We start from the raw sequence: 13,957 nt of genomic DNA on the forward strand, positions 1-13,957 counted from the left end.
GCGGGGCTCAGCCGAGCACCTGCCGCAACATCTGGCGCATCTGGGCAAAGCGCTGCGGATCGGGCGGGCCGATCACGCCCTTGGCCTGCGGCGGCAGGTGGGCGGAGGGGTCTCCGCTCGTCTCGAACACGTAATAATCGAACCAGTCGCGCCAGACCTTGCGCTGGTCTTCGGGCAGCGGGCGGATCGCCATCAACGCATGGAGCAGCGCGTCATAGGGCCCGCCCGCCCCGGCAGGTGCGCCCTCGGTCCACCAGTAATTGACGAGCACGCTGACGGGATCGAGCGATTCCACCCCGTGCCACCAGCAATAGGGGATGTAGATCGCGTCGCCCGGCTCCAGCGTGGCCTCGCGCGCATGCTCCATCGCCTCGGCAAAGCGCGGGAAGCGCGCCGTGTCGGGGGCGGCCATGTCCACCATGCTGACCGGCGTTCCGGCAGGCGTGCTCTCGAACGGGCCGGGATAGAGATTGGCGATCTGTTCGGGCGGAAACAGCGTGAAGCGCCGCCGCCCGGCAATGCAGACCGCGATATTCTCCTTCACGTCGTAATGCGGCGCGACGCGGATCGCATTGCCGATCCAGATGCGCGGCTGCACTTGCGGCAGGATATCCATGCCGTTGGCGGTCGTGAAGCCGGGCATGATTTCCGGGATGACTTCGGATTGCACCGCCAGCGCCGGGGGATCGCCCATCTCGGCCGCGCGCAGCAAGTCGTCGAGGAAGAGGTCGAGCCGTCCCTGCCCGCGCACGAAGTTCATGCCGCTCATATCTTCATTGTAGAAGAAGCGCCCGCCTTCCTCTGGCCCTGCGGCAATGGCGGAGACGGGGCGCGCGCTGCCCATGGATTTGAGATAGGCGACTACTGCTGCGCCGCCCTTGCGCCCGGCTTGGACCACCGGCCATTCGGCCTTAGCGCCGCGAATGACCATGGGTTCACCTGCCGCGCGGATTTCCGCCAGCCGCGCGGCATCAAGCGCGCTTGAGGTTTCCGTGATCGGCATCGGGCGGGCGAGATCGCTCATGCAGTGATGCGCTGGCCGGGATCGATCGCGCTGCCATTGCTGGCGAGGAATTCCTCCTGCGTCGGCATCTGGCTCACCGCTTGGCTAATCACCTGCCGCACATGGCCAAGCCGCTGCAGCAGTTCGGCATCGGGCAGTAGCCCCGCTGCCGGGTGATAGCCGCCGGCTTGCACACCCTGGCAAGCCATGACCGAGAGCCAGCTCGTCTCGGTAAACAGCTCGTTATGCTCGCGGATTACCCTTCCGGAGGAGCGGAACATCTCCAGCTTGTCCTTGAGACCATCGGGCGGTTCGAGATTGCGGCAATAGTTCCAGAATTCGGAATCGTCGCGCTCGGTCGCCTTGTAGTGGAGGACGAGGAAGTCGCGGATATCGACATAGTCGCGCTCGGTTTCCGCATTGAAACGCGCGATTTCTGTTGGGGTGAAATCCGTGGTCGGCCAATAGGCCATCAGCCGCGCGATACCCGCCTGCACCAGGTGGATCGCGGTAGATTCGAGCGGTTCGAGGAAGCCGCCCGCCAGCCCCAGAGCGACGACGTTCTTCTCCCAGTTCTTCGCCCGGTGCCCGCCGGTGAAACGCAACCGGTTGGGCTCTGCCAGAGGCTCGCCGTCGAGATTGGCGAGCAGCAGTTCGATCGCCGCGTCATCTTCCATAAAGGCGCTGGAATAGACATGGCCGTTGCCGATCCGGTGTTGCAGCGGGATGCGCCATTGCCAGCCGGCGGGCCGCGCGGTGGAGCGGGTCAGCGGCTCGCGATCGCCCGCGCTGGTGCAGGGAATGGCGACGGCGCGATCACAGGGCAGCCACTTGCTCCAGTCGTTGAAGGGAACCTCCAATGTCTGGCCCAAAAGCAGCGAGCGGAAGCCCGAACAATCGATGAAAAGCTCGCCCGCAATGCTCTCGTCATTCTCGAGCGTTACAGAGGTCACGTGTCCGCTCTCAGGGTCCTGCTCGACCCCGTTTATGCGGCCCTCGACCCTGGTTACACCCTGCTTCTCCGCCAGCTTGCGGAGGTAGCCAGCATAGCGGCTGGCATCGAACTGGAAGGCATAGCCGAGGCGGGCGAGCGGCGAATTGGGCTGATCCGGTTGGGGCCAGAACATCTTGTTCGCCTTGCCCGCCATCGCGCCGATCGAATAATCGTCCAGCCTGCTGGTATCGCCCAGTTCCCGCCCCTTCAGCCAGAAGTGGTGGAACTCGATCCCCAGCATGTCGATGCCGTAAAAACCGAAGGGGTGGACATAGCGGTCGCCCAGCCGCGTCCAGTCGACGAATTCGATGCCCAGCTTGTAGGTCGCATGCGTCTCGCGCACGAATTCGCGTTCGTCCACGCCCAGCAGCTTGTTGAACTGGTTGATCTGCGGGATCGTCGCCTCACCCACGCCGACCGTGCCGATCGCCTCGCTTTCGATCAGGCGGATCGAGAGGCCGGGAAAGGCCCCCATGATCTTCGAAATGGCGGCGGCCGCCATCCACCCCGCGGTGCCGCCGCCGACGATCACGACCTGGGTTATCGGCTGTCCGCTCATGAGGGCGCCATCACGGATGCGGCCATGCCGGAGGCAGTCTCGTCGCCCACCCACGCGCCCGCTTGGCGCAGGAACTGCTCCTGCGTCGGCAGCGCCTCGGCCGTGCGGCGATAGTCCGCGCGCATCTGCGCCATGGCGCCCGCGACCTTGTCGGGGTCGAGCGTGTCGGCCATCGGATCGTGTCGCTGGGGCCAGATATTCTGTCCTAGCATCACCGCTATCCAGCTGGGCATGGCGAAAAGCTCCGCATTCTCGCGGAAGACGCGGCCATGCAGGCGCCACAGCTCCATCTTGCGCGTCAGGCTTTCGGGCGCGTCCATGTCGCGGACATAGCGCCAGAATGCCGTGTCGTCGCGCTGAGTGGCCTTGTAGTGGAGGATGATGAAGTCGCGCACATCCTCGTAAAGCTCGCGCATGCCGCGATTATATTCGTCGCGCTCCGCCGGGCTGATCGCCTTGTCGGGGAACAGGGCGAACAGGCGCTGGATGCCGTTCTGGATCAGGTGGATGCTGGTCGATTCCAGCGGCTCGATAAAGCCGGAGGACAGGCCGAGCGAGACCACATTGTGGTTCCACGCCTTGCTGCGCATGCCGGTGACGAAGCGCAATTCGCGCGGCTCCGCTTGCGGTTCGCCCTCGACATTGTCGAGCAGGATGCGCGTCGCTTCCTCGCTGTCCATATACTGGCTGGAGAAGACATGGCCGTTGCCCATGCGGTGCTGCAGCGGGATGCGCCATTGCCAGCCCGCCCCATGCGCGGTTGCGCGGGTAAAAGGCGGGGGCGATGCGGGAAGCGAGGTTGGCAGCGCGATGGCGCGGTCCATCGGCAGCCAGTGGCTCCAGTCCTCGTATCCGGTTTCCAGCGCCTGCTCGATCAGCAGGCCGCGGAAGCCGGAGCAATCGATGAAGAGGTCGCCCGCGATCCGTTCGCCGCCTTCCAGCTCGATCGCGGTGACATCGCCGCTTTCGCTGTCGCGATGGACATGCGCGACCTTGCCTTCGCGGCGCACGGTGCCCTGCCCCTCGGCCACACCGCGCAGGAAACGGGCATAGAGTCCTGCGTCGAAATGAAAGGCGTAGAAGATCTGTGAGACCAGCGATTGCGCGCCGGGGGCCGGGCGGCCGAAACGCCCCATCATCGCCGCCATCGAGCTCATCGAATATTCGTGGATGCCGCCCGCCTGCCCGCCGAGCGCCACTTCGCGCAACCATAGCTGGTGGAAACTGATGCCGTGCAAATCCTGCCCGTACTCGCCGAAAGGATGGAAGTAACGGTCACCCTGCTTCCCCCAATTCACGAATTCGATGCCGAGCTTGAAGGTGCCCTTGGTCTCCCGCAGGAACTTGTTTTCGTCGAGGCCGAGCATCTGGTTGAAGCTGCGGATCGGCGGGATCGTCGCCTCGCCCACGCCGACCGTGCCGATGGCATCGGATTCGACCAGCGTGAAGCGGCGCCGGCCATCGGCCAGATATTTCGAGAGCGCGGCCGCGGCCATCCAGCCGGCAGTGCCGCCGCCAACGATGACCACATTCGTGATATCGTTACCATTCATAACAGAAGCCCTTATCCCCACCCCTATACAGCGTATAAATCCGCCTTTTATTGCCTTTTCTTCCTAGTCTTGCCCGCACCCCCTTGCCAAGGCCGGATTGGCTGGATATGAAAAGTGTCAATCAAAAGAAAAGCGCCATACCATTAATTGGTAGCGCTAACATGGGGAGGGGACGTCGGGTGACGAAAGCCAATGTGCTTCGTGGCGACAATGGAATCGCCAGTTTTCGAATGATTCGCGGTGCATTGCGCACCAGTGCCTCGATGATGGCGCTGGGCGGAATGCTCATGTCGGGCGCTGCCATGGCGCAGGAAAGCGATGAGGCTGTCGACGAGGATACGATCCTCGTTACCGGCATCCGCCAGTCGCTGGCATCGGCGCAGAACATCAAACGCGATTCGGATACGGTGGTGGACGCCATCACCGCAGAGGATATCGGCGCCCTGCCAGACCGTTCGGTGACCGAGGCGCTGCAGCGCGTTCCGGGTATCGCCATCAACCGCTTTGCCGGTTCGAACGACCCCGATCACTTCTCGGTCGAAGGTTCGGGCGTGGTCATTCGCGGCCTCAACTTCGTTCGCTCCGAATTCAACGGCCGCACCGCTTTCGCAGCCGGTGTTAGCGGGCAGGCGCTTAATTTCGCCGATGTGCCGTCCGAACTGCTCGGCTCGGTGATCGTCAGCAAGAATGCCACGGCAGACATGATCGAAGGCGGCCTTGCCGGCACTGTCAATCTCAACACGCGCAAGCCGCTCGACCAGCACGGCCTGCGCCTGGGCTTCAGCGCCGAGGCGAACTACGGCGACTTCGCCAAGGAATGGACCCCGACCTTCTCGGGCCTGATCAGCAACACCTGGGAAACCGGTGCCGGTACGTTCGGCCTGCTGGTTTCCGGTTCCTATTCGCAGATCCGCAGCCGTGCCGATGGCTTGCAGATTGCCAATTACCAGACGCGCGACGGCCAGCTGGTCGATGCCGCGAATACCGGTGACCGCCAGATCTGCCGCAATCCCCTGCCTTCGGGAGAGGACAATTTCACCCTGCCGGTCGGCAATGCGCTGTGCGGCGATTTCGGCACGGCGGGTGCCGATGGCTTCGCCGACTATGCGGACTACCGCGTGGCTCCCGTCGGCGGCCAATTCCGCACGCAGGATTACAACCGCAAGCGTGACGGTATCGCCGTCTCCGCCCAGTATGAGACGCTGGATGGCGGCACGACGATTACCGCCGAATTCATCCGCTCGCACTCCACCAATGCGTGGGGTGAGCACACCTATGAAACCGCGCCCGATTTGTCGGAATACTCGACCTATCCGATCGGCTGCCTGCAGAACGGTGCGGGTCCGAACGTGGTCGACAGCAACGGCGTGATCGATCCCGACGATGAGACCCCGCCGCGCGCGCAATGTCCGGTGGGTGAGTTCACCGATTACCTCTATGACGGCAATGGCCTGTTCCAGTCAGGCTATATCGTCGATGCCAGCAATGGCTGGCGTGGCGCGCCGGGTGATGAGGCGTATTTCCCGATCGGCGGTTCGCAGTTCTCGCTCGCACGTCGCCAGGTGCACGATGAAATCACCAACAATGATTACAGCCTGAACCTGGACAGCCAGCTGACCAATCGCCTGCATCTGGGCATGGACCTGCATTATGCCACGTCGCGCAAGGAGAACCTGGACTTCAGCGTCTTCGGTTCGAACTTCGCCGATCAGGAACTCGACATTTCCGGCGATGCGCCGGTCATCATCCCGCACAAGCCGCAATTCCTCGGCTATACTTGGTCCGGCGCCAGCGATGCGCTGACCAATGCGACCGAGGCGGAATATTTCACCGATCCGCGCTTCCAGTTCTGGCGCGCGGCGATGGATCATGCGGAAGAAAGCACGGGTGACCAGTTCGCCATCCGCACCGATCTCGAATATGAATTCGGCGACGAATCCTTCATCCGCAGCGTGAAGGGCGGCATCCGCTACCAGGATCGCGACCAGACGGTTCGCTATTCGACCTATAACTGGGGCATGCTGTCCGAAACATGGTCGGGCGCCCGCCCGGTCAACTTTGCGGATACGGCCGGTGACGGCCAGCAGGAACGCTATGAGTTCGACAACTTCTGGCGCGGTGATGTGCCGCCGCCTCCGGGTGCCTTCTACTATAGCGGAGACCTGATCGACGGTTACGACGAGTCGGTCGCCTATTTCCAGTCGATTCAGGGCTTCTATGCCAGCGAACTCGGCGGAAATGGCACCGACTGGCTGCCGCTGGCACAGCGTGAGGGCGCCATTGCCGGCACGCACTATCTCCCATCCGATGTGCAGCAGGTCGGCCAGAACGATCTGGCGCTGTATGGCATGCTGCGTTTCGGCACGCCGGAATATACGGATGGCCTGCGGGTGTCGGGCAATATCGGGCTGCGCTGGGTGCGGACGCGGGTTGTGTCCTCCAGCTCGCGCGGTCCCGGCGCGCAGGGCGATCTGGGTATCGACCTGCCCTTTGCCGAACGTTGCGAGGAGCTGGAGATTCCGGCGGAAGCCGGTGGCGGCACCGCGTCGCCGGGCGGCATCTGCAATGTCGGCCAGGCCGCTTACGAGGAGCTGCAGGACTTCGTGGATGGCAGCTTCACGCCGTCGGTGATCGAGCACGACTATGATTACTTCCTGCCGAGCATGAACGTGCGGTTCGGGCTGACGGACGACATCATCCTGCGCCTCGCCGGTTCCAAGGTGCTGACGCGGCCGGATAACGGCTATATCCGCAACTACTTCGTCTCGAGCATCGATACGTCGGGCAACTTCACCGGTACTGCTGGTGAACCGACCCTGCTGCCTGCCACGGCATGGCAGTTCGATGCCAGCGTGGAGTGGTATTTCGACACGGTCGGCTCGCTGACGCTCAATGGCTTCTACAAGAAGATCAATAACTTCTTCTTCCAGGAGGTGCGGCAGGACACGATTGCGAACGGTTCCGGCGCCACGCGCGAGGTGACCGTACGCGGCCCCGCCAACTTCGACGGCACGGGCACGGTGAAGGGCTTCGAGGTCGCCTATCAGCAGACCTATGACTTCCTGCCGGGCCTGCTGAGCGGTCTGGGTGCTTCGGCGAACTACACCTATATCGACAGTTCGGGCCTGCCCAACGCCTTCCTGAATGGCGGGAACGTGCCGAACGATTCCACCATTCCGCCGGGCAATTTGCCGCTGGAGCAGCTGTCGAAGCACAATATCAATGCGACCGTGTTCTATGAGCGCGGACCGCTGTCGATGCGCGCCGCCTATAACTGGCGCTCGCGCTTCCTGCTGACGGCATCGGACGTGATCTTCCCGTATTACTCGATCTTCAATGACGATACGGGACAGCTCGACGCATCGATCTTCATCAACGCATCGGAGATCTTCGATCTTCCGGGCAATGTGCGTGTGGGTGTGCAGGGCGTGAACCTCCTCAACGAGGTAACGCGCACGCTGCAGGCCTATACCGGCGATCCGGACGATCTCGCGCCGCGTTCCTACTTCATGAATGACCGAAGGTTTTCCTTCATCATCCGCGGCCAGTTCTAAGCTCCTGGCCGACAATGAAAGGGCCGCCGGTCTCCCTCGGCGGCCCTTTTTTGTGCCTGCAATCCGCGCGGACCGGCCTGACATCAGCAGGAAAACGCGCAAAGAAAAGGCCGGCAGTATCGCCGGCCTTTCCGGCAATCGGGGAGGATTGCCTGTAAGGAACCTGTCAGGGCCGCGTCAGGCGGCGGCCTCTTCCAGCGCGGTGGCGATCGCGTCGCGCATCGGCTTCCTCTGGTACTCGCTTGAATAGGGCGTGCCGCGCACCTCCATACCGTCGTCGCGCGGGGCGAAGCCCTGTAGCCAGTTGAACTGGTCCACCATGCCCCAGGCGAGGATGTCGGTCAGCTCGCCATATTCGAGCATCACGTCGAAATAACGACGCGTGTAGTCGGCAATCTTGGCGTCGCGTTCGGCAATGTCGCTGGTGAGCGCCTTGTCCTTCACGTCGAACTCGGTGATCATCAGCTTGTAGCCCATGCCCACCGCCTCGTTCAGGAAGGCGCGCCATTCGGCTTCGCGATAGGGGCCGACGCCGGAAGCGGGGTCGATCGAGTAGATCTCGATATGCGACTGGATGCCCAGCGTATCGACCGGCACGCCGCGATTGCGGAAACCTTCGAGCAGGCGCAGCACCGCATTGCAGTGATCGGCGTGGTCGGGCTCCCAGCTCATGTAATCATTATAGACCAGCTCGCCATCGGGCAGCTGCTCGCGCGCTGTGTGGAAGGCGAGGTCGAGCACCGCCTCGGGGCTGCCCATCGCGCGGCTCATGCTGGTTTCCAGCGTTCCATCGGTATCGTGATCGATGGCTTCGTTGACCACGTCATAGCTGGTGATCTGGCCGCGATAGCGGTCGGTCACGGTGCGGATATGGTCCACGAGGATGCGTTCTGCCTCCTGCACCGGGTTGGCGCCGTAATCGTAATTGTTGAGCCAGTCGGGGAACCATTGCGGGCGGTGCCACAGCAGCGTGTGGCCGCGGAGCGCCTGCCCGTTGGCCATGGCCCAGGTGGCGATCGCGTCCATCCGCTCGAAGTCGTAGACATCGACCTCGGGGCGCGTGAACTGCCACTTCATCTCGTTTTCGGGCACCACGATGCCGCATTCGGCGTTCACGACCGCGGTATATTGCGGGTTCTGGATCGCGCCGCCGCTGGTGTCATTGCTCCAGCGGATCGCGCTGCCCCAGCGCCGCCCGCTCTTTTGCGCCGCGGTGTTGAGGCTATCCGATGCGGCGTCTTCGCCAGACAGGCTGACACCGCCGCAACCGATCAGCGGCAGCGAAGCGAGGCTGGCCAGCGCCCCTCGGCGCGACATGGGCAGGGCGTTGCGAAGGGTCATGCGATCGTGATCTCCGTTGTCTGCAGCGATGCGCTGCTATTGCCCGCGGACAGGGTGACCGGGCCGGGCTCGTTCACTTCCTCCATTGCGCGGTTCCAGAAGGAGAGCTGGCGCGGAGTGATGGTGAAGGACACGGAGGTGCGCTCACCCGGCTGCAGCGACACGCGCCGGAAGCCCTTCAGCTCCAGCACCGGCCGCGTCACCGAAACCTCGGTCCGGGTGATGTAGAGTTGCACGACCTCGTCGCCTGCCATGCTGCCGGTATTGGCGACCTCGACCGTGACCGGGATCTCCTCATCCGTGCCGAAGCGCGCCTTGCCCACGCGCGGGGCGGAGATGGCAAAGCTGGTGTATGAGAGGCCGTGCCCGAAGGCGAACAGCGGCCCCGCATCGTCGAACAGGTAGCCGCGCCGCGAACTCGGCTTGCGGTTGTAGAAGAGCGGCACCTGGCCCTCATTGCGCACCACGCTGACGGGCAGCTTGGCGCCGGGATTGTTGTGCCCCAGCAGCGTTTCCGCCATGGCGACGCCGCCTTCCTGCCCGGGATACCAGCATTCGAGCACGGCATCGGCCTTCTCGACCACATTGGGCCAGCTGGGCGGACGGCCATTGATGGCGCAGACGATGAGCGGTTTGCCCAGCGCCGCCAGCGCATCGACCAGCGCGTTCTGCTCGCCGACGATATCGATATCGGTGCGATCGCCCAGGTGGTTGCGGGCAAAGCCCTCGCGGCTGGTCTGCTCGGTATCGCCGATGGCGAGCACGATGGTATCCGCCCCGCGTGCGACCCTGACCGCTTCCTCGATCAGTTCGAGGTTGCGGTCGCGCGGGGCGAGATAGATGAGATCCTGCGAGCGATCCTCGCTGGTCGTGATGAAGACGCCTTGCGCCGTTACAAAATCGGCACTGGGTGCAACCTGCCGCAAGCCTTCGATCAGGTTGATCGTCTGCTTGGGGACGGAGGAATAGCCGCCCAGCCGCGCAATCGCGTGGTTGGGGCCGATCACCGCGACGCGGCCCATGCTCGCTTCGTTGAGCGGCAGCGCACCGTCCTTGTTGGTGAGCAGGCACATGCTCTTGCGCGCGGCTTCCAGCGCCAGCGCGCGCGCCTCGGCATTGCCGGTGATTTCGCGCGCCTTGTCCCAATCGCCATAGGGGTTTTCGAACAGGCCGGCGCGGAACTTGAAGGTCAGCATGCGCGCGCAGGCGCGGTCGATCAGTTCGACCGGGATGCGGCCGGCCTCGACCGCGTCCTGCAGCGTGGCGAAGGCCATGCCTTCGGGCAGCTCGCTGTCGACGCCCGCCAGCAGCGACTGGTGCGCGGCGTCCTCCAGGCTCTCGGCCACCTTGTGCAGGGTGAAGAGCTCATGCACGCCGCCGTAATCGCTGGCGATGATTCCGTTGAAGCCCCATTCGCCGCGTAGCACATCGCCCAGCAGCCAGGTATTGGCGTGGCTTGGGATGCCGTCGATCTCGTTATAGCTGGGCATGATGGCGCCCACGCTGGTGCGCTCGACGATTTCACGGAACGGGGTGAAGAAGTCCTCGCGCAGCTCGCGTTCGGAGATTTGCGCGGGGCTGATATTGTTGCCCGCCTCGGGCTGGCCGTGGCCGGTCATATGCTTGAGCGTGGCGAAGACCTTGTCTGGTCCCAGCCGCTCGAACTTGCCCGGACCCTGCAGGCCCTCCACCGCGGCGACGCCCATTTCGGCGCAGACATAGGGACATTCGCCCCAGGTCTCCTCGATCCGGCCCCAGCGCGGATCGCGCACCGTGTCGACCACGGGGGAGAGCACGTAATGCACGCCGCGCGAGCGCACTTCGCGCGCGATCACCGACTGCACGCGATGCATCAGGTCGGTGTCGAACGTGCCGGAGAGCGCGATGGCCTGCGGGAACATGGTCGCTTCGGTGGCCATATAGCCATGCAGCGATTCCTCGTGGACGAGGACGGGAATGCCGAGGCGCGTATCCTCCAGCGCCCAGCGCTGCAGCGCGTTGATGAATTCGACCGTCTGCTGCGGCGTGCGCCAGCGCGCGGCGGACCCGCCAGCAGCGCCGGTGATGCCGGGAACGCCGCGCTTGTCCGAAGGCCGGGTGACATGGCCGATCCCTTCAGGGAAGGCCGCGCTGGCCTTGGCCGGTTTGAACTCCAGCTCGTCGATCATGTCCGCCTTGCCCTGCCAAGCGGTGCGGATCTGCTGGACCTTTTCGGCCAGCGTCATGCGCGCCATCAGGTCGGCCACGCGCGCCGGGATGGGCGCGGCGGCATTCTTGTAGAGTGGTTCCCCGGCGGCAGGCAGGTCGGGCGAGACGCAGGCGATGGCGAGGGCGGACATGCTGCCGCCTGCCAGAAGCCGCAGCATCCCGCGGCGGCTGGTGTTGAGCGCGGTCCCAGAGGTCTCCATGGTCATTGCGCCACCGTCAGCGTGACCGGGGTCAGCTCCTCGGAATTCGGGCCGACCATGATGGTGAACTCACCGGGTTCCACCACGCGTTCCATCCCGCGGTTCCACAGCGCGAAGCTGTCCGGGCGGATGGCGATATCGACCGTGGTGCTTTCGCCGGGTTCAAGGCTCACGCGCTGGAAGCCGACCAGTTCCTTCACCGGGCGGGTGACGCTGCTGATCTCGTCCCGCAGATAGACCTGCACCACCTCGTCGCCCGCCATGTCGCCGCTATTGGTCAGCGGGACGCGCACGGTCACACCCTGGCCGGGCACGATCGTGTCGGCGCTGAGCGTCGGCGTGCCGAAGTCGAACGTCGTGTAGGAAAGGCCCCAGCCGAAGGGATAGAGCGGGCTGACCTCTGCAAACAGGTAGCCGCGCCGTGCGCTGGGCTTGTAATTGTAGAAGACGGGCACCTGCCCCACTTCTCGCGCCACCGTCACCGGCAGCTTGCCGCCCGGGTTGTTGAAGCCGAACAGCGTATTGGCAATCGCCGTGCCCTGCTGCTCTCCCGCATACCATGTCTCGAGGATCGCATCGGCGCCCTCGGCCACGGTCGGGTAGCTGGGCGGGCGGCCATTGACGAGCACCGCGACGATCGGCTTGCCCAGCTCCTTCAGCGCGAGGAACAGCTCGTTCTGTTCGCCGACAAGGTCGAGCTGGGTGGAATCGCCGAGGTGGCCGGTGGCCCAGCCCTCGCGGCTGGTCTTCTCGGTATCGCCGATGAAAAGCAGGATCGTGTCGGCATCGCGCGCGACCTCGACCGCTTCGGCAATGCGGCGGCGGTTCTCGGCGGGATCGCCGAGGATGACCTCGTCTTCCCACCAGTCGTCATCGCCCTGCGTGATCTCGACGCCCCAGCTATAGACCACGTCGGCGCGGTCGCCGACGAGGGTGCGGATGCCTTCGAGCGGGGTGATCGAAGCGCGCGGTTCGCCATAATAGCCGCCAAGGCGAGCGACGTCGGCATTGGGGCCGATCACCGCGATGGTCGGCCGGTCGGCCGCGCCCGCATCGGGAAGCGATAGCGGCAGAACGCCGTCATTCTTGAGCAGGACGAGCGAATCCTCGGCTGCTTCCAGCGCTAGTGCCACGCCTTCCGGGCCGTTGGAGGTCAGCGACAGGGCAAGGTCCGGCCAGGGATCGTCGAACAGGCCGGCATTGAACTTCATGGTCAGGAAGCGGGTGACCGCGCGATCGACATCGGCCATCGACACGCTGCCATCCTGGACGCTCTCGACGAGGTGCTCGAAGCCTGCGCCTTGCGGCAGGTCCACGTCCACGCCCGATTGCAGCGCCAGCTCGGCGGCGGCCTTGTAGTCGGGCACGATCTGGTGGAGCCGGGCCAGGTCCTCGATCGCGTAATAGTCGGAAACGACCGCGCCGCGGAAACCCCATTCGCCGCGCAGCACATCGTTGAGTAGCCAGCTGTTCGAATGGCTGGGGATGCCGTCGATCTCGTTATAGCTCGCCATCACCGCATCGATGGCGGTGCGGCGCACCACCTGTTCGAAGGGCGGGAAGAACATCTCGCGCAGCGTGCGCTCCGAAATCTGTGCCGGGCCGACATTGGTGCCGCTTTCGGGCTGGCCGTGGCCGGTCATGTGCTTGAGCGTGGCCATCACCTGCCCGTCGCGAAGCGTGCGGTCAGTGCCAAGGCCGGTCAGCCCCTCGACCGAGGCGACGCCCATCTCTCCGACAAGGAACGGGTCCTCGCCGAAGGTCTCCTCGATCCGGCCCCAGCGCGGGTCGCGCGCGACGTCCACCACGGGGGAGAGGACGGAGTGCACGCCGCGCGCGCGGACCTCGGCGGCGATGAGGTCGTTGACCTCGCGCACAAGGTCCGGATCCCAGGTGGAAGCAAGTCCGATCGACTGCGGGAAGCTGGTGGCATCCTTTGCTGCGAAGCCATGCAGCGATTCTTCATGGAACAGGATCGGGATGCCGAGGCGCGTTTCCTCCATCGCCCAGCGCTGTGCGTCGAGCACGTACTGCACCGAATCCTCGATGCTCCGGCGCGGCGTGGTGCGCGGGCTGGCAGGGCCGCTGGTGTCGGAAGGGCGGGCGACCTGGCCGATGCCTTGCGGGTAGTTGGCGCTCGCCTCTGCCGGGCTGAAAGTGAAGTCATCCGCCTGGATATCGGCCTTGCCGTCCCAGATGGTGATGATCTGCGCGACCTTTTCTTCCAGCGTCATGCGGGCGAGCAGGTCGGCCACGCGCTGTTCGGTAGGCAGCGAGGCATCCCAATAGGGCGCATCGGCCATCGGCCGGGTCACTTCGACAACCGGTTCCTGTGCAGCGAGCTGGCTGGACATCGGCCCTGCCAGCGCCATGATTCCGGCGGAAGCAACAAGGCTGGCACGCAGCAGGTGGCGCATGGAAATTCCCCTCTCCCATTCGTCCCGCGGTTCGTCCGCGGCGACCTCTGTTAGCGCTACCAATATTCCCGGTGCCAATCTTGTCAATGGTCTTGCGGCAATTTGCGGGCGAGGTTTGGAGTGGCTCG

The 13,957-nt window shown here is 64.4% G+C and carries 7 protein-coding genes; 1 reads left to right on the forward strand and 6 read right to left on the reverse strand.

Going from position 1 to position 13,957, the window contains the following annotated elements:
* Nucleotides 1-7 precede the first annotated feature (7 nt).
* From E5222_RS00260 to E5222_RS00270, 3 genes are read right to left on the reverse strand one after another with little or no spacing between them, the layout of a single operon-like run.
* Entirely contained in the window at nucleotides 8-1,024 is a 1,017-nt protein-coding gene (locus E5222_RS00260; RefSeq protein WP_136691484.1) for a cupin-like domain-containing protein, read from the reverse strand.
* Nucleotides 1,021-2,556, reverse strand: a complete 1,536-nt coding sequence (locus E5222_RS00265) for a tryptophan halogenase family protein (RefSeq protein ID WP_136691485.1) — start codon at nucleotides 2,554-2,556, stop codon at nucleotides 1,021-1,023. The genes E5222_RS00260 and E5222_RS00265 overlap by 4 nt, the downstream gene beginning before the upstream one ends.
* Nucleotides 2,553-4,109, reverse strand: a complete 1,557-nt coding sequence (locus E5222_RS00270; RefSeq protein WP_136691486.1) for a tryptophan halogenase family protein — start codon at nucleotides 4,107-4,109, stop codon at nucleotides 2,553-2,555. The genes E5222_RS00265 and E5222_RS00270 overlap by 4 nt, the downstream gene beginning before the upstream one ends.
* 287 nt (nucleotides 4,110-4,396) lie before the next feature.
* Between E5222_RS00270 and E5222_RS00275 the strand changes: the two genes are divergently transcribed.
* Nucleotides 4,397-7,663: a TonB-dependent receptor gene (locus E5222_RS00275; protein ID WP_425456235.1), complete on the forward strand. Its 3,267-nt coding sequence runs from the start codon at nucleotides 4,397-4,399 to the stop codon at nucleotides 7,661-7,663.
* Between the two features lie 177 nt (nucleotides 7,664-7,840).
* On the opposite strand, the gene E5222_RS00280 is transcribed toward E5222_RS00275, so the two are convergent.
* The 3 genes from E5222_RS00280 to E5222_RS00290 are packed head-to-tail and all read right to left on the reverse strand — an operon-like array spanning nucleotide 7,841 to nucleotide 13,829.
* Entirely contained in the window at nucleotides 7,841-9,004 is a 1,164-nt protein-coding gene (locus E5222_RS00280; RefSeq protein ID WP_246021481.1) for an endo-1,4-beta-xylanase, read from the reverse strand.
* Nucleotides 9,001-11,418 carry a glycoside hydrolase family 3 N-terminal domain-containing protein gene (locus E5222_RS00285; RefSeq protein WP_246021482.1) on the reverse strand — a complete coding sequence of 806 codons (2,418 nt, stop codon included), beginning with the start codon at nucleotides 11,416-11,418 and terminating at the stop codon, nucleotides 9,001-9,003. Before E5222_RS00285 ends, E5222_RS00280 begins: the two co-directional genes overlap by 4 nt.
* The gene (locus tag E5222_RS00290; RefSeq protein ID WP_136691487.1) at nucleotides 11,415-13,829 is read right to left on the reverse strand and encodes a glycoside hydrolase family 3 N-terminal domain-containing protein; all 2,415 of its coding nucleotides are present in this window, start codon (nucleotides 13,827-13,829) and stop codon (nucleotides 11,415-11,417) included. The genes E5222_RS00285 and E5222_RS00290 overlap by 4 nt, the downstream gene beginning before the upstream one ends.
* Nucleotides 13,830-13,957: the final 128 nt, after the last annotated feature.

Source organism: Alteraurantiacibacter aquimixticola (assembly GCF_004965515.1).
In the GTDB taxonomy this organism is placed as follows: Bacteria; Pseudomonadota; Alphaproteobacteria; order Sphingomonadales; family Sphingomonadaceae; genus Alteraurantiacibacter; species Alteraurantiacibacter aquimixticola.